The following is a 19,973-nucleotide window of genomic DNA, read 5'->3' on the forward strand; positions in this document are numbered from 1 at the left end:
CCCGCCCCCGCCCCCCGACGCAGAGAGGGCCCCGCCACCGAAGTGGCGGGGCCCTCTCTGCGTCATGTGCGCGCCGTCACGGCTTCCGCTGCTCCGGCGCACCCCACGATCTACGCGTCTTCGCGTTACTTCCTCTTGCGCTTCTCACGCACCCGCACCGAGATCGAGATCGGCGTCCCGACGAAACCGAACTCCTCACGCAGCCGGCGCTCGACGAAGCGGCGGTAGCCGGCCTCGAGGAAGCCCGAGGCGAACAGCACGAAGCGCGGCGGCCGGGTGCCCGCCTGGGTGCCGAACAGGATGCGCGGCTGCTTGCCGCCGCGGATCGGGTGCGGGTGGGCCGCGACCAGCTCGCCGAGGAAGGCGTTCAGCCGGGCGGTCGGGATGCGGGTCTCCCAGCCCTCCAGCGCGGTCTCGATCGCCGGGACGAGCTTCTCCATGTGCCGGCCGGTGAGGGCCGAGACGTTGACCCGGGGGGCCCACTGCACCTGGACGAGGTCGCGCTCGATCTCGCGCTCCAGGTAGTAGCGGCGCTCCTCGTCCAGCTGGTCCCACTTGTTGTAGGCCACGACGACGGCGCGGCCGGCCTCGACGGCCAACGAGATGATCCGGGTGTCCTGCTCGGCGAGGGTCTCGCTGGCGTCGATCAGGACGACCGCGACCTCGGCCTTCTCCAGCGCGGAGGAGGTGCGCAGCGAGGCGTAGAAGTCGGCGCCGGCGGTCAGGTGGACCCGGCGGCGGATACCGGCGGTGTCCACGAACTTCCAGGTCTTGCCGCCGAGTTCGATCATCTCGTCGACCGGGTCACGGGTGGTGCCGGCCAGCTCGTTGACGACCACCCGCTCCTCGCCGGCGACCTTGTTCAGCAGGCTGGACTTGCCGACGTTCGGCCGGCCGATCAGCGCGACGCGGCGCGGGCCGCCGGGCGCGAGGTCGCCGAAGAGCTGCGGCGGGGCCTCGGGCAGGGCCGCCATCACGGCGTCGAGCAGATCGCCGGAGCCACGGCCGTGAAGGGCCGAGACGGGGTAGGGCTCGCCGAGGCCGAGGGACCAGAGGTAGGCGGCCTCGGCCTCGGTGGACGGGCCGTCGACCTTGTTGGCGCAGAGCACGGTCGGCTTGCCGGCCCGGCGGATGATCTTGATCAGGGCTTCGTCGGTGTCCGTCGCGCCGACCGTGGCGTCGACGACGAACAGCACCGCGTCGGCGGTCTCGATGCCCAGCTCGGCCTGGGCGGCGACCATGGCGTCGATGCCGAGGACGTCGATCTCCCAGCCGCCGGTGTCGACCACCTTGAAGCGGCGGCCGTTCCAGGTGGCCTCGTAGCTGACGCGGTCGCGGGTGACGCCCGGCTTGTCCTCGACGACGGCCTCACGGCGGCCGATGATGCGGTTCACCAGGGTGGACTTGCCGACGTTCGGGCGGCCGACGACGGCCAGCACCGGCAGCGGCACGTGGCTGCCGTCGCCGAGGCCGTCCACGTCCTCGGGGTCGAAACCCTCCTCGGCGGCGAGCGCCATGAACTCGGCGTACTCGGCGGCGTCCAGCTCACCGTGTCCGGTGGCGGAGTGCTCTGCGGTCATGTTCGTGTTTTCCGTTTCCCGGCCCGGCCCTTCCCAGGGGCGCGCCGTGCGTACCTGCCCCGGTCGGGGCAGCGCGAGTACTACGAGCGAAGCGCCTCGGTGGCGCCCCGCTTTGGTGCGGCGGTCAGTTGATCGTGCCGCGGTCCGGCCCACAGGCCGGACCGACGGCCAACCCCGCGGCCGGAGCCGTCGGTCGGAGCTCACAGCCGGATCCCCGGCCCTACCTCACAGCGGAATCCCACGGCCCGACCTCACAGCCGGACCCCACGGTCAGACCGCCGAGAGCCCGGCCCGTTCCTCCACCAGCGCGGCAATCGTGCCGATCACCTGCTCCAGGGTGAGCTCACTGGTGTCCACCAGCACCGCGTCCGCGGCCTGGGTGAGCGGGGCGGTCTTCCGCGTGGAGTCGGCAGCGTCCCGGCGGGCCAGGTCGGCAGCCATCGCGGTGATGGTGGCCTCGTCGACCCCCTTGGCGCGCAGCTCGGCCGCCCGGCGCTCGGCGCGGGCCGCCTCGGAGGCGGTCAGGAAGACCTTGACGGTGGCGTCCGGGAACACCACGCTGCCCATGTCCCGGCCCTCGGCGACGATGCCGCGCTCGGCGACCTCGGCACAGCCGCGCTGCAGCTCCACCAGCCGAGCCCGCACCGCCGGCACCGCGGCCACGGCGCTGACCTGCGCGGTTACCTCGGGGCCGCGGATCGGACCGGAGACGTCCTGCCCGTCGACGGTGATCGTCGGACCGTCCGCGTCGGTGCCGGAGACGATCACCGGCTTGCCGCACGCGACGGCCACGGCCTCGGCGTCGTGGACGTCGATGTCGTTGGCCAGCATCCACCAGGTCATCGCCCGGTACATCGCACCGGTGTCCAGGAAGCTCAGCCCGAGCCGGGCGGCGACCGCCCGGGAGACGGTCGACTTGCCGGAGCCGGAGGGTCCGTCGATGGCGACGACGACCGGGGCGTGCGCTCGGTCGGCAGTGTCCACGGGGCGAACCTCTCTCTGATCCTGGGGCCCGGCACCTGCGCGGCGTGAATCCGCGCAGCGCGAAAACCGGGGAATGTCTCCCTCAAGGTTAATGGACTGCCGCCGGACCCAGCTCCGCCCGTTGTCCGGGCCCGCCCGACGCCCCAGCAAGCCCCGAGCAAGCCCCCGGCCGGACCCGCATACCCGCCGAACCGTCCGAACCCCATCGAACCGTCCGCACCGACCCCACCGACCCCACCCCACCGACCGCACCCCACCGACCGCACCCGCTCGCCGCCATGGATCAGCCGCGACCCCGGCGGGCACCGGTCACCCCGGCGCCGCCCACCGCCCGGGCCCGACTCAGTCCCGGACGCTCCACCCGCTCGACCGCAGTGCCGCCGTCAGCGGCTTCACCGCCGACGGGGCGACCGACAGCTGGACGAAGCCGACCTGCTGGCCGGTCGAGTGCTCGATGTCGACGTCCTCGATGTTGACGCCCGCCGCGCCGACCTCGCCGAAGAGGCGGCCCAGCTCGCCGGGCTGGTCGCCGAGCACGACGGCCACCGTCTCGTACCGGGTGGGCGGCGCGCCGTGCTTGCCGGGGATGCGGGCCTGGCCGGTGTTGCCGCGGCGCATCACGGCCTCGATCCCGGCCGCGCCGGCCTGGCGCTCGCCCTCCCCGGCGGCCTGCATCGCGCGCAGCGCAGTGACGGTGTCGCCGAGGTCGGAGGCGACCTCCTCCAGGATGTCGGCGACCGCGCCGGCGTTGGCGGAGAGGATGTCCACCCACATGCCGGGGTTGGAGGCCGCGATCCGGGTGACGTCCCGGACGCCCTGGCCGGAGAGCCTTATGGCCGTCTCGTCGGCGTTCTCCAGCCGGGCGGCGACCAGCGAGGAGACCAGCTGCGGGGCGTGCGAGACCAGCGCCACGGCGCGGTCGTGCGCCGCGGCGTCCATCACGATCGGCATCGCGCCGCAGAGGGCGACCAGCTCCAGGACGGCGTTGAGCGTCTCGGTGTCGGTGTCGGTGGTGGGGGTGAGCACCCAGGGCCGGCCCTCGAACAGGTCGGCGCGGGCGGCCAGCGGCCCCGAGCGCTCGCGCCCGGCCATCGGGTGGCTGCCGATGTAGTGGACGGTGTCGCAGCCCAGCGCGGCGACCTCGGCACGCGGCCCGGCCTTCACACTGGCGACGTCCGTGTACCAGCGGGCCAGGCCGCGCCGCTGGCAGTCGGCGAGCACCTTGCCGACCAGTGCGGGCGGCACGGCGATGATCGCCAGGTCCACCGGGCCGTCGGCGGGTTCGGTGGTGCCGGCGCCGAGCGAGGCCGCGGTGCGGGCCGCGTCCGGGTCGGCGTCCTCCAGATGGACGGTCAGTCCGCGGCCGGTCAGGGCGAGCGCGGCGGACGTGCCGATGAGTCCGGTACCGACGACGACGGCAGTGCGCATGACGGGTTGGCTCTCCTCACGGGGCTGGCCTGGACGTGCCCGCCCATCCTCTCGCATCCCCACCGCCCTTGCGGCCACGGCCCGGCAGCGCCCACCGGCCGACCGCAACCGTTCCGATCCCGTCCCCGTCCCCCTTCACGCAAAGGACCGCACGCACAGGACCTCACCCATCACTCCCAGCACGGAGGCCGGCCCAGGTTCAGGCCCAGGTTCAGGCCCAGGGGCAGACACAGGGGCAGGCACACACGTAGGCACGGACGCAGACGCAGGCACGGACGGAGAACCGGGCCCGGACACGGGCCCGGACGCACGGGCGAAATCCGAGGACGCCCACGCCGAAGCGAGGCAGACTGACCGCTCAAGGGGCGGCAGCGCGCGAGTCGGCGCGAGCGGCGCGAACGAAGGGGTAGACCGGGTGAACGATCAGCACAGCGCGGACGACAGGGAGCACTCCGACGGACCGGCGGTACCGGCCCACCCGTCGGTGCTCGACTCCGTCGTGGTCTACGCCTCCGGCGCAGTCTGCCGCCGGCGGGCCCGGGTGACCCTGCCACCGGACGGGCGGCTCCGGCTGACCGGTCTGCCCCGGGTGATCGACGGGCGGTCGCTGCGGGCCCGGGTGATCGACGGCCCGCCCGGCACCGCCGTCACCGAGGCCCGGCTCGAACCGGTCGCCGAACTCCGAAGCCCCACCGAACTGCCCGAACTGAAGCGTCAGTTGGAGGAGGCCAGGGAGCAGGAGCACGCGGTCCGCGAGCGGCGCCGGCTGGTCCTCACCGCGATCGCCGAGACCGCCGCACTGCGCGCCGTGCCGCCGCAGCGACGACGCGACGAGCCACTGCGCCGGACCCCGGCCGACGCCTGGCTGGAGCTGGCCGAGTTCGTCGACGACCGCCTCACCCGGCTCCACCTGCGGGCCGAGAAGCTGGCCCGGGAGCTCGAACTCGCCGAACACGAGACCGCGCTGCTCACCGACCGGCTGGAGCGCTCGTCCACCGCCGGGCCGGCCCAGCCCGTGGAGACCTCCGCGACCGTCCTGCTCACCCTCACCCCGCCCACCCCAGACGCCGAGACCGCCCCCGACACCGAGACAGCCCCCGACACCCAGCCCACCCCCGGCGGCCCGCCCACCCCCGACGCAGGGACCCCCACCCCCACCGAACTCGACATCGAACTCGAGTACGGCGTCCCCGCCGCCCGCTGGGTACCCGCCTACCGCCTGTCGTACCGGCAGGGCTCGGACACCGGGCAGCTGGTCCTGCGCGCCTCCGTCGCCCAGCGCACCGGCGAGGACTGGACCGGCGTCCGCCTCGCCCTCTCCACCGCCGACCTCGACCGCCGCACCGACCTTCCCCGGCTGCGCTCGCTGCGGATCGGCCGCAGCCAGCCCCCCGCTCCGCCCTCGGGCTGGCGCGAACCCCCGGCCGGCCTCTCGGACCTCTTCGCGGGCTACGACGCCGCCGGCCCCCGCCCCGAGCCCCGGCGCCCGCTCGCCGTCGCCGGAGGCGCCCCGCCGCGTCCCGCGATTCCCGTCGCCCAGGCAGCGCCCCTCCCCGCGCGCCCGGGCGGCAGCCGGGCCGTGGAGGCGCCGGGTCTGCCGACCCCCGGCTTCGCCGGGTACGGCGCGCCGCCCCCGCCTCCGCAGCCCGGCGGCCCGATGCCGGCCCCGATGCCCGCCCCGCCGGCGGCCGCGTCGGCCCCGGCCCCCCTCGCCCGCCGGGCCCGCACCACACGGGCCGCCGCCCCCGCCTGGACCACCGAGGCCCTGGCGGGCGCCGAGGCCCTGGCGGGCGCCGAAGCCGAGGCGGACACCGGGGCGCAGTCCCCGTTCGCTCCCCCGGCCCCCGACGCCGCGCTCCTCGACTACCCCGCCCTGGTCCTGGCCGGACCCGAGGCGTCCGCCGACCACCGCGGCACCCTCCGCCCGCCCTCCGCCGGCCGTCCCGGCGGCGCCCCGTCCCCGGCCACCACCGCCGCCCGGGCCGTGACCACCCTGCCGCTCCCCCGTCACGCCGTGCCGCCGCGCGTCTCGGCCGGCTCCTTCGACCACCGCTTCGACGCCGCCGCCCCCGCCGACATCCCGTCCGACAGCACCTGGCACACCGTCACCGTCGGCGAGATCCCGCTCTCCGTCCACGCCGAGTACGTCACCGTCCCGGCGGTCGACGAGACGGTGTACGGCACGCTGGTGCTCGCCAACCGGACCGCGCAGGCCGTCCTGGCCGGCCCGGTCGAGGTCACCGTCGACGGCGAGTTCCTGCTCACCGCGGCGCTGCCCACCCTCGCGCCGGGCGGCACGCAACGGCTCGGCACCGGCGTCACCGAGAGCATCGAGGTCGCGCGCCGCACCGAGCTGCGCGAGTCCACGGCGGGCATGCTGAACAACAGCACCGTGCTCGACCACCGCGTGCACGTGGAGCTGGCGAACCGGCTCGGCCAGGCCGTCACCGTCGAGGTCCGCGAGCGCGTACCCGTCAGCCGCGAGGCCGACATCCGGATCGAGGAGCGGGCCGACTGGCACGCACCCGCCGTGCCGTCCCCGGAGTGCCCGCCCAGCACCCGGCTCTGGCGGGTCGAACTGCCACCGGGCGGCCGGGCCGAGCTCGACGGCGGCTACCAGATCAGAATCCCGGCCGGAAAGGCCATCGTCGGCGGAAACCGGAGGAACTGAACGATGAGCAGCGAGACCATCCCCCTCCCGGTCACCGCCGTCACCTGCCTGGAGGACCGCAGCCAGGTCGAGCGCACGGTCACCCTCGACCTCGCCGCCGGCGTCCAGCGGCTGCGCCTCGGCCCGATCACCGCCCTCGCCGTCGACCGCACCCTGCGCGCCGAGACCGGAGACCCCGCCACCCGCGTCCTGGACGCCCGCATCGTGCGCGCCTGGACCCCGCGCGCCCCGCTGCCACCCGGCCCGGAGGACTCCGCGCTGCGCCACCGCGTCCACGAGCTCGACGAGCAGGCCCGCCGCGAGGACCAGCTGCACGAACGCATCCAGGCCCGCCTCGCGCTGCTCGCCCAGCTCTCCGCCGACCTGCTGCGCGAGGTCGGTGAGGGCGCCGGCATCGGCGAGGTCGAGCGGGCCCGCTGGGCGCGCGAGCTGGACCGGGTGGACGCCGAGCGCGAGCGGTACGGCGAGGAGCTGCGGGCCGTCCGCTCCCGGCTGCGCGACCTGGAAGAGCAGCGCTCGCAGGCCCACAACGCGCTCGACCAGGCCGAGGAGGAGCCCGCCGAACTGGTCGCCCACCTGGACCTGACCGTCGAGGCGGGCGACGCCGGCCCGGTCCGGCTGACCGTCAGCCACCTGGTGCCGTGCGCGGTCTGGCGGCCCTCCTACCGCGCCACCCTCGCCGACGGCGCGCTGCGACTGGAGTCCGAGGCCGTGGTGTGGCAGCGCACCGGCGAGGACTGGACGGGCGCCCGCCTCACCCTCTCCACCGCCCGCTCGGCCCTGGCCACCGCCCCGCCCTCGCTCACCGAGGACGTGCTGACGCTGCGCGAGCGCAGCGCCGAGGAGCGCCGCACGGTCGAGGTCGAGCTGCGCGAGGAGGCGATCAGCACGCTCGGCCCGTCCGAGGCGGTGCCGGGAGTGGACGACGGGGGCGAGGTCCGGGTGCTGCGCGCCCCCGCACCGGCCACCGTGCCGTCGGACGGCCGGGCGCACCGGGTCCCGCTGGGCTCCTTCACGGCTCCGGCGAGCAGCGAGTACGCGTGCGCCCCGGAGCTGTCCCCGCTGGTCACCCAGGTGGTCCGGTTCCGCAACGCGGCCGGGCACGCGCTGCTCGCCGGGCCGGTCGAGCTGGTCCGCGGCAGCGGCTTCACCGGCCGCGGCGAGCTGTCCTTCACGGCCGTGGGCGCAGACGCCGAGCTGGCGTTCGGCAGCTCGGACGGATACCGGGTGGTCCGTGAGACCGAGGAGCGCCAGGCGACCTCCGGCCTCACCCAGCGCTCGGTGACCACCCGGACGGTGCGGCTGCACCTCTCGCGGTTCTCCGGCCCCGAGGAGCGGGACGAGCAGCTGGTCACGGTCCGCGAACGGGTCCCGGTCTCCGAGGTGTCGGCGGTCGAGGTGCGGCTGCGCAAGGAGGAGTGCTCCCCGGCCCCGGACGCCTTCGACGCCGAGGGCATCGTCCGCTGGGACCTGCCGCTCGGCCCGGGTGCACGCCGGACCGTCACGCTGGTCTACGAGGTCTCCGCGTCCGCGAAGGTGGCGGGCCTGTGACCGCTGCCCCGACCCGCCGTCCTGACGGCCGCCCAGGAACTGTCCCGGCCACAAGCCCGGGTACAAACCCTGGTCCGACCGGAAGCTCGGGTACAACAGGAACATGATCCTGCACCTCGCCCCCCTGGACGACTGGCTGGCCGACCCCGGCCGGCCGTACGCCACCGCCTCGCTGCTCACCGACGGGTTCATCCACTGCTCGGCGAACGAGCAGACGGCGCTCGCGGTGGCCAACGCCTTCTTCGCCGACGCCCGCGAGCCGCTGATGGTGCTGCTGATCGAGGAGGCGCTGGTGGAGCCGATGGTCAAGTGGGAGGCTCCGAACGGCGCACCGCCGCCCGGTGCCACGCCCGGCGTGCTGTTCCCGCACATCTACGGCCGGCTGAACCGGTCCGCCGTGGTCGGCCTGGAGAAGGTCGAGCGCGGACCGGACGGCCGCTGGGCGAGCCTCACCCCCTGGAGCTGACCGGCGCACTCCGCCCGAACCCGGCCCCGCCCTCAGCCGGCCCCCTCCGGAACCGGCTCCACCCCGGAACCGGCCCCGTACCCGAACCCGACGCCCGGGGACCCGCCCCCCGGGGACCCGACGCCCGGGACTCGCCCGTCCTCAGAGCCAGCCCCGCTCCCGGGCCGCCATGCCGGCCTGGAAGCGGGTGGTGGCGCCCAGCTCGCGCATCAGGCTCTGCAGCCGGCGCTGGGTGGTCCGGGCGCTCCAGCCGAGGGAGCGGGCGATCGACTCGTCGGTGAGGCCGGCCGCCAGCAGGCCCAGCAGCTTGCGGTGGTCGGCCTCCGGCTCCAGCGCCCCTTCGGCCGCGCCGAGCGCGGCCTGGAGCTGGACGGCGCGCTCCCACTCCGCCTCGAAGAGCGTGTCCAGCGCCTGGAGCAATGCGGACGGGTGGATCACGTAGGCGGCGTCGAGCACGCTGTCGCCGACGCTGATCGGGATGATCGCCATCCGGTCGTCCGACATGATCATTTTCATCGGAAGCACCGGCCGGACCCGCGCCTCCTCACCATCCGCGACGCCGACCAGGATGTTCTTCTCCAACCGGCCCGGCCAGGCGACGGCCTCCCGGTCGTAGACGGTCCGGAACCGCAGCCCCTCCTTCATCCGCTGCCGCTGCAACGGGATGTTGGCCACCGGGTCCTGGATGTACGGGGGGCAGTCGAAGCCGCGCACCTGGTACTGGCTGGTCTCGGTGATGTGCTCCAGCCGCTGGGCGATCGCCTCGCCGCCGGTGAGGACCTCGACGGAATGCGCCGGGTCGGTGTAGCGCGAGGCCTCCCGGAAGGCGTCCATCAGGCGGTGCATCTCGGCCCGGGCGTGCCGCAGTTCGGACTCCCGGTGGCCGATCAGCGTGCCGATCGCGACGTCGGGGGCGACCGGCAGGAACCGGTGCCGGTCCACCGGTGCCCGGGTCGCCATGCCGTGCTGCGCCAGCCGGTCCAGCGCGCGGATGCTCTGCTGGAGGGTCAGCCCGCAGCCGGCCGCGAGGTCCTCCGCCGTGGACTGCGGATTGGCCACCAGCGCCGCGTAGACCTGTCCGTCCGGCACGGCCAGTCCCAGTGCGCTGAGTGGTGCATCGGACACGACGCCGCTCCCCCGTCTCGCCCCTCGTCCGCGCCGAAGTGGCGCAGTCCCGCCACCCGGCGGGTCGTGGTCAGGTGGCAATCCTCGGCCACGGATCATGACGCTGGCAAGGCGATGACCAGGCGATGCGTCCCGGCTCACAGCAGAACCCGCCGAACGGCGTGAGGGCCTCCCCGCCACTCGGCGGGGAGGCCCTCAGGACACGGCATGACGCCATAGGCCCAGCAGCGCCGCGGCGGCGTCGCCCGAAGCGCCCGAATATGCAGACCGGTCTACCGATCTATGCCGACCGGTCTACAGAAACGAGGCAGGCGCCGGACGGCGGGCATACGGAGCCGCACAGACGCGGCGGTCAGCGGTCAGCGGTCGGCGGACAGCGAACCGCAGACGCCGACGAACAGCGCGGCACGGCGGACGGCCCGCAGAATATGCAGACCGGTCCACCTAAATATGCCGACCGGTCTACAGACCGACCTCGTGCATCAGCTGGCCGACCTCGGGGTTGGTCAGACGGCGCAGCCAGCCGGACTTCTGGTCGCCCAGCGCGATCGGACCGAAGTGGGTGCGGACCAGCTTCTCGACCGGGAACCCGGCCTCGGCCAGCATCCGACGGACGATGTGCTTGCGACCCTCGTGCAGGGTCACCTCGACCAGGTAGTTCTTGCCGACGTTGGAGACCACCTTGAAGCTGTCGGCGCGGGCGAACCCGTCCTCCAGCTCGATGCCCTGCGCCAGCCGCTTGCCCAGGTCGCGCGGGATCGGCCCCTGGATGGCGGCCAGGTAGGTCTTGGTCACGCCGTACCGCGGGTGGGTGAGACGGTGGGCCAGCTCGCCGTGGTTGGTGAGCAGGATGATGCCCTCGGTCTCGGTGTCGAGGCGGCCGACGTGGAACAGCCGGGTCTCCCGGTTGGTCACGTAGTCGCCGAGGCACTGGCGGCCGTCCGGGTCCTCCATGGTGGAGACCACGCCGGCCGGCTTGTTCAGCGCGAAGAAGAGGAACGACTGGGTGGCGACGGTCAGGCCGTCCACCTTGATCTCGTCCTTCTCCGGGTCGACCCGCTTGCCCTGCTCGGTGACCCGCTTGCCGTTGACCTCGACGCGGCCCTGCTCGATCAGCTCCTCACAGGCCCGACGGCTGCCGATACCGGCACGCGCCAGCACCTTCTGCAGGCGCTCGCCCTCGGGCTCGCCGAAGGTCTTGGGAAGCTTCACGGCCGGCTTGTCGTGCCGGGCCAGCACCGCGTCCTCGATCTTGGCCTGCAGCTCGCGCGAACGCTGCGGCTGACGGCGCGGGTCGCCCGGGGCGCCCTGGCCCTCACGGCGCGGACGCGGGGCCGGGCCGGGACGACGGCCGGTGTAGCCGCCACGGGCGGGGGTGGCGTTGGGGCCGCCGCCGTACTCGGGGCGGTCGTAGCGACGCTCCTCGGGCCGCAGCGGACGGTCCGGGTAGCGGCGGTCGTCCCGGCGGTCGTCACGGCGGTCGTAGGAACCGGAGCCGCCACGCGAACCCGACCCGCCGCCGTACGACCCGCCCCGTGAGGAGCCGGAACCGCCGCCGTACGAACCGGAGCCGCCGCGCGAACCCGAGCCACCGGCGTAGGGGCCGGAGCCACCGCGCGAACCCGAACCGCTACCGTACGAACCCGAGCCACCACGCGAACCCGAGCCACCGCCATAGGAGCCGGAGCCCGAGCCGCCACGCGAGGAGCCCGACCCGCCGCCGTACGAGCCCGAGCCGCCGCGCGAGGAGCCGGAGCCGCCGCCGTACGAGCCCGAGCCGCCACGCGAGGAGCCCGACCCGCCGCCGTACGAGCCCGAGCCGCCACGGCCGGAGCCGCTTCCGCCCCCGTAGGAGCCGCTGCCGCCGCCCCGGCCCCCGCCCTGTCCGCCACGACCGCTGCCGCCGCCGCTGCTGTTCCTGCCGTTGCCACTGCTACGCATCAAAGTGTCCGTACGTCGTTTTCCGTCTGGGCTGTGCGGTCGTTTCGGCCGACCTCACCGCCCCCTACCGATCAGGCGCAGCCCGATCGGCCTCGCCACTGCCACCCGCGGCCTGCACGGCAGCGGCGGCGACCGCCTCCGCGATCATCGTGCCCTCCAGGGACTCCGCTTCCACGTCGTCGACCTCGGGCAGGAAGGGAGCGAGCTCCGGCAGCTCATCCAGGCCGCGGAGCCCCATCCGTTCCAGGAAGTAGTTCGTCGTCCGATACAGGATCGCACCTGTTTCGGGCTCGGATCCGGCCTCTTCCACCAGTCCTCGCTGTACCAGGGTACGCATCACGCCGTCACAGTTCACACCACGGACGGCCGAGACCCGCGATCTGGACACCGGCTGACGGTAGGCGACGACCGCCAGCGTCTCCAGAGCGGCCTGGGAGAGCCGGGCCTGCTGGCCGTCCAGGACGAACCGCTCGACGGCCGGCGCACACTCGGTCCGGCTGTAGAACCGCCACCCGCCGGCGACCAGCCGCAGGTCGAAGCCCCGGCCCTGGGCGGTGTACTCGGCGGACAGCTCACGCAGCGCCTCGGCCACGTCGGCCCGGGGCCGCTCCAGCACGGACGCCAGGTGGGCCTCGCCGGCCGGCTCGTCGACGATCATCAGAATCGCCTCCAGCTCCGCCTTCAGCCCGAGCCCGGGCTCCTCCTCGGACAGAACCTCGCCGGCACCGGAAGTCGTCGGGGCCGACTTGCGGTGCACGACCAGCACCTCGGCCCGAGCCTGCTCGCCGGCTACCGACCCACCGGCCGCCGATCCCCCAGCAGCCACCTCGTCGAGCCCGCCCTCGCCGGACACCACCTCGCCGGGCATCACCTCGCCGGGCACCCCCACACCGAGCCCCGGCGCCGGCTCCAGCCACTCCTCGGTCCGCGGCTGCCCGGGCACCCAGAGCGGACGCCGCGCCGGCCGCCCTCCGGCATCCGTCCCAGACGTCATCGCTCCTCCTTCTGCGGCCCGACCCGCTCCAGCCTGCCCCGCTCCAGACCGTCCCCCTGCGGCCCGCCCGGCTCCGACCCACCCCGCCCCGGCCCGCCCGGCTGCTCGCCCGCCGGCCGGTCGAACTCGTCCGTCACCTCGACCGCGCCCCTGTCCGCCTCGGCCACCCACCGCACCAGCAGCTCGCCCAGCGCCTCCGGCTGCTCGAAGGCGAGCACCCGCTCCCGGTACAGCTCCAGCAGCGCCAGGAACCGTGCGACCACGACCAGGTTGTCCGGTGCGTCCTCGACCAGCCGCTCGAACGAGGCCTCGCCCAGCGCGGTGAGCAGCCCGACCACCAGCCCGGCCTGCTCCCGCACACTGACCGGCGGGGTGTGGATGTGGTCGACGTAGACGACCGGCTCGGGCTTCGGCGCCATGGCCCTCGCCGCCAGCTGCGCGAACCGCTCCGCCCCGATGCTGATCACGACCTCGGGCAGCAGCTGCGCGTGCTCGGGCTCCAGCCCGGCGGTCCGCGGCCGCCGGAGCAGCTCGGCGGCCCAGCGCTCGCCGAACACGGCGGCCGCCCGCTTGTAGGCCCGGTACTGCAGCAGCCGGGCGAAGAGCAGGTCGCGCGCCTCCAGCAGGGCGAGGTCCTCCTCGTCCTCGACCTCGGCGGCGGGCAGCAGCCGCGCGGCCTTGAGGTCGAGCAGGGTCGCGGCGACGACCAGGAACTCGGTCGCGGCGTCCAGGTCCCAATCCGCGCCCATGGCCCGGATGTACGCCATGAACTCGTCGGTGACCGTCGCCAGCGCCACCTCGGTGACGTCCATCCGGTGCTTGGCGATCAGGCTCAGCAGCAGGTCGAAGGGGCCTTCGAAGTTGTCCAGCCGCACCCGGAAGCCGCCCCGCGACTCATCGGCGGGCCCGACGGTCCCGGCGGCGGCGACGGAGGATTCGGGGCTGCTCGGCATGACGGTCCATCTTCACCCGGCCACGCCGCCCGCCCCACGCCGGGGCCACCGACACGCCGCCCGCAACCTCGGCGCACACCTCCGACCGCGGGGGCGCAGCCGCAGGCGCCACCGCCCACCGCAGCAGAGAGCAGAGAACACACCGCACCCGGCGCAGGGCCCAGCGCCCGACAGACGCCAGGGCAGCCCGACCCTTGCAGGCGGCTCAGCGCGCCCGCAAAGAGCCCTCAAGCGGCCGCACAGCACCCGCAGGCACAAAGCCGCCCGCCACAGCACCCGCGCACACCCGCAAGCGCCGCTCAGCACCCGCAGGCGCCGGCTCAGCGCCCGCGCAGCCGCCGCACCAGGATGCTCGCCTCGCCGCGCTGCTCCAGGTCGGCCAGCACCACCGCGATGGCCTCCCGGACGATCCGGCCGCGGTCCACCGCGAGCCCGTGCTCCCCGCGCAACACCAGGCGGGTGTGTTCGAGGTCCATCAGTTCCTCGGCCGACACGTACACGGTGATCTTCTCGTCGTGCCGCTCCCGCCCGCTCGGGCGGCGCGGTGCCCGGCCACGCGGACGGGGGCGTCCCGCGCCGCCCGCCTGCTCCTCGGCGGCACCCGCGTGCTGGCGCGGCCCGGCACCGGCTCCCTGGGCACCGCCCGGCTGCGCCGGACCGGGTACCGACACTCCGGCCGGCGTACCGCCCGGCGCCGTGCCCGGCATACCGCCCGAGACGCCCGGCGTGCCGACCGTCGACGGCCGGCGCTCCTCGGTGCCGCCCTCGGCGTCCTCGGCACCGTCCGTGCCAGCACCGTTGACGGTCCGTGCGGTCTCCGGTCTGGGAGCCTCGGAGGCCGGACGCGGCGCGAGGGACGGCGACAGCGCCATCCCCCCGGTGGTCCGGAACAGCTCGTCGGCACCCGGGAGACTCACTCGGCGGGGCGGCACCGGTCGAGCACCTCCCTGGCGAGCTGACGGTAGGCGGCGGCACCGACCGAGTTGGTCGCGTACGTGGTGATCGGCTCGCCGGCGACGGTGGTCTCCGGGAAGCGCACGGTCCGCCCGATGACGGTGTGGAAGACGTGGTCGCCGAACGCCTCGACGACCCGGGCCAGCACCTCGCGGCTGTGCACGGTGCGCGAGTCGTACATGGTGGCCAGGATGCCGTCCAGGCGCAGCTCGGGGTTGAGCCGCTCGCAGACCTTCTCGATGGTCTCGGTGAGCAGCGCGACGCCGCGCAGGGCGAAGAACTCGCACTCCAGCGGGACAATGACGCTGTGAGCGGCCGTCAGGGCATTGACCGTCAGCAGGCCCAGCGAGGGCTGGCAGTCGATGATGACGTAGTCGTAGTCGGACAGCAGCGGCTTCAGCGCGCGCGCCAGCGCGGACTCCCGGGCCACCTCGCTGACCAGCTGCACCTCGGCGGCGGAGAGGTCGATGTTGGACGGCAGCAGGTCCATGCCCGGCACGGCCGTCTTCAGCAGCACCTCATCGGCCGTCAGGCCCCGCTCCATGAGCAGGTTGTAGACGGTGACGTCGAGCTCCATCGGGTTGACGCCGAGGCCCACCGAGAGCGCGCCCTGCGGGTCGAAGTCGACGAGCAGCACGCGGCGGCCGTACTCGGCCAGCGCCGCGCCCAGGTTGATGGTCGACGTGGTCTTGCCGACGCCGCCCTTCTGGTTGCACATCGCGATGATCTGCGCGGGGCCGTGCTCGGCCACCGGCGCGGGGATCGGGAAGTACGGCAGCGGACGGCCGGTCGGGCCGACCCGCTCGCGGCGCTGGCGCGCGGCGTCGGGGGCCAGCGTGGCGGCGTACTCCGGGTCCGGCTCGTACTCGGCGTCCGGGTCGTCGTAGGCGCCGTAGGCGAACTCGCCGTAGGCCAGGCCGTGGGCCGGCAGATCGGCGTCGTAGTCGGTCACCGTGGTCACCTGTGCTGTGTTCTGGCGTGCTTCGAAGGTACGGAGTGCGACCGAGCCGACCTCGGCCGAGCCCACGGTGGCCTGCCGGGCCCCGGACTCCTCACTCGGCTGGCCGGCGGTGTGCTCCGCCGGTCCTGGCTGACCACCCCCGGGAGCAAATGTCGACTCATTCACAAGTCGTCTTACCTCCTTGGGCATCCAGGACTCTATGTCGATTCGTCAGCGTGGCAGCATGCCGACGGTTTGCGACTCTAGGCCGTTCAAGGCGTTCGCAGCAACACAATCCACGGTAGTGGGCAGGATGTGTCGACTATCGGGCATCCCTCTGTCAAGGGATGCGCGGGCCCTTGACCCTAACGTTTCTGCGGTCGGGTGACGCGACCCACAGAAATTGACGACAGAGCGACCCACCCACGCAACCGCCCGTTCACGGGCATGCCGAAGCCCCCGACCCCAGGATGGGGCCCCTCCTGTCCGCCGACGGGGAAGGAGGGAGGGTCGGGGGCCTGCGGGCCGCCCCGCGGGGAACGGCCACGGTCGGTACGGGCCTGCGCCTGCGAGGGCGCGGACCCGTACCGACCTGGGAGGACGAGATCAGACGAGGATGCTCTCCAGGGAGACCGACTCCAGGCCGAAGGCCTCGGCGACGGCACCGAAGGTGATCTGGCCCTCGTGCACGTTCAGACCCTTGGCCAGGGCCGGGTCGCGGCGCAGCGCGTCCTTCCAGCCACGGTTGGCCAGCTCGACGACGTACGGCAGCGTCGCGTTGGTCAGCGCGTAGGTGGAGGTGTTCGGGACGGCGCCCGGCATGTTGGCCACGCAGTAGAAGACCGAGTTGTGGACCTGGAAGGTCGGCTCGGCGTGCGTGGTCGGGTGCGAGTCCTCGAAGCAGCCGCCCTGGTCGATGGCGATGTCGACGAGCACGGAGCCCGGCTTCATGCGGGAGACCAGCTCGTTGGTGACGAGCTTCGGGGCCTTGGCGCCCGGGATCAGCACGGCGCCGATCACCAGGTCGGCGTCCAGGACGGCCTTCTCCAGCTCCAGGGAGTTGGAGGCGATGGCCTTGATCTTGGTGCCGAAGACCTTGTCGGCCTCGCGCAGCTTGTTGATGTCGCGGTCGAGCAGGGTCACCTCGTAACCCATGCCGATGGCGATGGTGGCCGCGTGCCAGCCGGAGACGCCACCGCCGATGACGACGGCCTTGGCCGGGTGGGTGCCGGGCACGCCGCCGGGCAGCACGCCGCGGCCGCCGGCCGGGCGCATCAGGTGGTACGAGCCGACCTGCGGGGCCAGCCGGCCCGCGACCTCGGACATCGGGGCGAGCAGCGGCAGGGCGCCGTTGGCGAGCTGCACGGTCTCGTACGCGATCGCGGTGGTGCCGGACGCGACCAGCGCGTCGGTGCCGGCGCGGTCGGCCGCCAGGTGCAGGTACGTGAAGAGGGTCTGGCCCTTGCGCAGACGGTGGTACTCCTCAGCGATGGGCTCCTTGACCTTCAGCAGCAGGTCGGCGGTGGCCCACACCTCGTCGGCGGTGGGGAGGATGGTGGCGCCGGCGGCCACGTACTCCTCGTTGGGGATCGAGGAGCCGACACCGGCGTTGTCCTCGATGTAGACCTCGTGTCCGTTGCGGACCAGCTCATGCACGCCGGCGGGCGTGATGGCCACGCGGTACTCGTGGTTCTTGACCTCGCGGGGGATGCCGACCTTCACGGCTAAACACGTCCTCTTGCCATGGGGGTCCCTACCGGAGAAGACCGGCGGGCGACGCGCACGTGGGGAGACCTCCGGAAGACACCGGGGCACGGATCGCTGCGCGACTGAGTTCGAGTGTAATGAAGCCCAGGCGGCGTGTCAGCCTTCCAAAGTGAATAAATCTGCCGGACACATTGGCAGGTTCGTAGGCTTCCCCAGTGATCTTCCTACCAATGGTGTCTCAACCGGGCATCTCTGACGATACTCCCGAACCGCGCACTACCACCCGGCGTCGAGGCGTTCCCGCAGGTCCGCCAGGGAGGCGCCGACCGCCTGCTGCCCAGGTTCGTCGCCCAGCCGGCGCAGCACCGACAGGGACGCCCGGTACTCCCGCTCGGCCTCCTCGAAGCGGCGCTGCGCGGTGTGCGCCTCAGCCACGCGGGCGAGCAGCCGGGCCTCGGCGGCCTGGTCGCCCATGGACTGCCGCAGGCCGAGCGCCCGGCCGTACCAGTCGGCAGCACGTACCGCGTCACCAAGCGCCCGGTGACAACCGGCCGCGCCCTCCAGCGCGCGGGCACAGAGCGGCTCGTCGTCGGCGGAGCGTGCGTGGTCCAGGGCGGCGCGGTAGTGACCGGCGGCCTGCTCCCAGCTGCCGGCGGCGGCCTGGAGGTCCCCCAGGTTGAGCAGCGCGGCGGCGGCGCGGCGGGGCTTCCCGTGCCGCTCGGCCACCGTCAGCACCAGCTCGTGCAGCTGGTAGAGATCGGCCGGGGCGGCGGCGCCGGTCAGCGGCAGCGACCGGAGCAGGGCGGTGACCAGCCGGCCTGCCGAGCCGTCCAGGTCTCCCTGGCCGATCGCGTCGGCGACGGCGCCGAGCAGGACGTCGCGCTCGCCGAGCAGCCACTGCCGGGCCTGCGCGGCCGAGCGCAGTCTCAGCGGGCCGGGCAGCGGGGCCGGCGCGGGGCCGGCGGCCGGGTCGAGCAGGGCGCGGGCCGCCTCGGTGAGCCGGACCAGCCGCTCCAGCAGCCGCGCCCTGGCCAGCTCGACCGCGGCGGGCCGGTCCTCGCGCTCGCGCAGCCGGACCAGCCGGGGGTAGAGCCGGCCGGGTACCCGGTAGCGGGGGGTGCCGTCGGCGGCGGGCGCCTCCTCGCCGAGCAGCTCCCGCTCGGCGAGCGCGGCCAGCATCGTGGCGGCCTCCGGCGCCGGGCACCCGACCAGGGCGGAGGCGGTGCGCAGGTCCGCCGTCTGGGCGGGCGCGAGGGTGAGCGACCGCAGCATCCGGGCCTGGGCGGCCGGCAGCGTCCCGTAGAGGAGGGTGAACGCGCCGATCAGCGGGTCGTTGTCCGGGACGGGGACGGGTTCGGCGGGCTCGGGCCCGGGCTTCACCCAGGCCGCCGGGCCGGTCGGCGGCACGGCGGGCTTGTCGAGCGGCTTGTCGAGTGATTTGCCGAGCGGCCCGTCGGCGGGCTTGTCGGCCGGCTTCCCGGCCTCGGCATCCGCGGACCTCCCGCCCCCGGCGGCCGGCCGCTTCCCCCGTCCGGCCCGCTCCTCGGCCGACGGGCGCTTCCCGTTCTTCCCCGCCCGGACGTCCATGGCCGGGGCGTCCTTGACCGGGGAGTCCTGCCCGCCGGTTACAAGGTCCTTCGCCGGCACACCCGTACCGTCCGGTCTCCCCTCCTTCCCCGCCCCCTGCGCCGCCTTTCCCGCCGCCTTGGCCGCCGCAGTCCCCGCCGCCTGGCCTGCCACCGTCCCGTCCGCCTCCCGCACCGCCCGGGCCAGCTCCCGCGCCGCGTCCGTGACGGCCAGCTCGGGGTTGCCCCGCAGCCACCCGGCCATCAGCCGCAGCGCCGCGGGCCGGGAGGCGCAGGCCTCCGCGAGGTCGGCCCCGCCGACCGGGTCGCAGCTGATCCTGGTGCCGCCGACCAGGTCGCCGAGCAGTTCGCCCGAGGCCTGCCGGTCGAGCCCGCCGAGGATGACCGGGTCGATGTCCTCGATCCCGGTGAGCGGCCCGGCGGTGGTGGCCAGGACGAGGCAGCCCGGCTCGTCCGCGAGCAGCGGCCAGACCTGCCCGGCGTCCCGGACGTCGTCCAGCACCATGAGGACCTTCCGCCCGGCCAGCGCCTCGCGCAGCGCGACACAGGCGGGCTCGTCCCTCCCGTCCTCGACGGCGCCGGGCAACGGCACGCCGGCACCGTCGGCACCGAGCTGCTCCAGCAGCCGCCGGGCGGCCCGGGCGGGCGGCACGCGGCCGCCGTCGGGGGCGGAGAGGCGGGCGAAGAGCACGCCGTCGGGGTAGTCGGCGGCGACGGTGACGGCGAACCGGGCCGCCAGTGTGGTCCGGCCGGAGCCGGGGCGGCCGGCCAGCACCAGGACGGGGCTGCGGCCCTCGGCGGGCCGCGCGGCGGCGGCCCGCAGCGCGGCCAGCTCGGCGCGCCTGCCGACGAGCAGGGCAGGCCCGGCGGGCAGCCGGTCCAACCCGGGAACGCCCTCGGCGGGTGCGCCGGAGCCCGCTTCCATGGTCGCCGTCTTTCTCGCCACCCGTGCCACTCCCGACGTCACCCAGTGCTCAGCGGAGGCGGCCCGGCAGGGGCGCCCTGTCTGCGAAGCGTAGTTCGGCCGTCCGGCTCGGCCGAGGTGACATCCGGTCGTACGAACCGGTAAATCACCCCGGCGGATCAACCGCGG

At 74.4% G+C, this 19,973-nt stretch carries 14 protein-coding genes; 3 read left to right on the forward strand and 11 right to left on the reverse strand.

What is annotated here, in order from left to right; genetic code table 11:
• Nucleotides 1-125: 125 nt before the first annotated feature.
• The 3 genes from der to OG286_RS11465 form a co-directional block, all read right to left on the reverse strand.
• Nucleotides 126-1,580 carry a ribosome biogenesis GTPase Der gene (gene der / locus OG286_RS11455; protein WP_396325837.1) on the reverse strand — a complete coding sequence of 485 codons (1,455 nt, stop codon included), beginning with the start codon at nt 1,578-1,580 and terminating at the stop codon, nt 126-128.
• A gap of 270 nt (nt 1,581-1,850) precedes the next feature.
• Nucleotides 1,851-2,564 carry a (d)CMP kinase gene (gene cmk, locus OG286_RS11460; RefSeq protein ID WP_396325836.1) on the reverse strand — a complete coding sequence of 238 codons (714 nt, stop codon included), beginning with the start codon at nt 2,562-2,564 and terminating at the stop codon, nt 1,851-1,853.
• A 342-nt stretch (nt 2,565-2,906) separates the two neighbouring features.
• On the reverse strand, nt 2,907-3,992 hold the full coding sequence (locus tag OG286_RS11465; RefSeq protein WP_396325835.1) for a prephenate dehydrogenase: 1,086 nt from the start codon (nt 3,990-3,992) through the stop codon (nt 2,907-2,909).
• A 415-nt stretch (nt 3,993-4,407) separates the two neighbouring features.
• Between OG286_RS11465 and OG286_RS11470 the strand changes: the two genes are divergently transcribed.
• From OG286_RS11470 to OG286_RS11480, 3 genes are all read left to right on the forward strand, one after another.
• A complete protein-coding gene (locus tag OG286_RS11470) occupies nt 4,408-6,663 on the forward strand; it encodes a DUF4139 domain-containing protein (protein WP_405365178.1) in 2,256 nt (751 codons plus the stop codon).
• 3 nt (nt 6,664-6,666) lie between these two features.
• Nucleotides 6,667-8,214, forward strand: coding sequence for a mucoidy inhibitor MuiA family protein (locus tag OG286_RS11475; RefSeq protein WP_396325833.1), 1,548 nt, complete (start codon nt 6,667-6,669; stop codon nt 8,212-8,214).
• Between the two features lie 103 nt (nt 8,215-8,317).
• Nucleotides 8,318-8,680, forward strand: coding sequence for a DUF952 domain-containing protein (locus OG286_RS11480; RefSeq protein ID WP_396325832.1), 363 nt, complete (start codon nt 8,318-8,320; stop codon nt 8,678-8,680).
• A 141-nt stretch (nt 8,681-8,821) separates the two neighbouring features.
• Here OG286_RS11480 and OG286_RS11485 read toward each other — a convergent pair whose 3' ends face one another.
• The 8 genes from OG286_RS11485 to OG286_RS11520 all read right to left on the reverse strand — a co-directional run bounded on the left by OG286_RS11485 (nt 8,822) and on the right by OG286_RS11520 (nt 19,826).
• Nucleotides 8,822-9,805 (reverse strand): helix-turn-helix domain-containing protein, encoded by a 984-nt coding sequence (locus tag OG286_RS11485; protein ID WP_396325831.1) that lies wholly within the window; start codon nt 9,803-9,805, stop codon nt 8,822-8,824.
• Nucleotides 9,806-10,267: 462 nt separating this feature from the next.
• Nucleotides 10,268-11,746, reverse strand: coding sequence for a pseudouridine synthase (locus OG286_RS11490; RefSeq protein ID WP_405361752.1), 1,479 nt, complete (start codon nt 11,744-11,746; stop codon nt 10,268-10,270).
• Between the two features lie 64 nt (nt 11,747-11,810).
• Entirely contained in the window at nt 11,811-12,404 is a 594-nt protein-coding gene (locus OG286_RS11495) for an SMC-Scp complex subunit ScpB (protein WP_396325842.1), read from the reverse strand.
• Nucleotides 12,405-12,736: 332 nt separating this feature from the next.
• Nucleotides 12,737-13,693 (reverse strand): segregation and condensation protein A, encoded by a 957-nt coding sequence (locus OG286_RS11500; RefSeq protein ID WP_396325829.1) that lies wholly within the window; start codon nt 13,691-13,693, stop codon nt 12,737-12,739.
• Between the two features lie 320 nt (nt 13,694-14,013).
• Nucleotides 14,014-14,610 carry a hypothetical protein gene (locus tag OG286_RS11505; RefSeq protein ID WP_405365180.1) on the reverse strand — a complete coding sequence of 199 codons (597 nt, stop codon included), beginning with the start codon at nt 14,608-14,610 and terminating at the stop codon, nt 14,014-14,016.
• Nucleotides 14,607-15,674 carry a ParA family protein gene (locus OG286_RS11510; protein ID WP_396325841.1) on the reverse strand — a complete coding sequence of 356 codons (1,068 nt, stop codon included), beginning with the start codon at nt 15,672-15,674 and terminating at the stop codon, nt 14,607-14,609. Before OG286_RS11510 ends, OG286_RS11505 begins: the two co-directional genes overlap by 4 nt.
• A 519-nt stretch (nt 15,675-16,193) precedes the next feature.
• Complete coding sequence (gene ald / locus OG286_RS11515) at nt 16,194-17,309, reverse strand: alanine dehydrogenase (protein ID WP_396325827.1); 1,116 nt, start codon at nt 17,307-17,309, stop codon at nt 16,194-16,196.
• Nucleotides 17,310-17,570: 261 nt separating this feature from the next.
• Nucleotides 17,571-19,826 (reverse strand): AAA family ATPase, encoded by a 2,256-nt coding sequence (locus tag OG286_RS11520; protein WP_405365182.1) that lies wholly within the window; start codon nt 19,824-19,826, stop codon nt 17,571-17,573.
• Nucleotides 19,827-19,973 lie beyond the last annotated feature (147 nt).

This window comes from Kitasatospora sp. NBC_00039, assembly GCF_045160625.1.
GTDB lineage: Bacteria > Actinomycetota > Actinomycetes > Streptomycetales > Streptomycetaceae > Kitasatospora.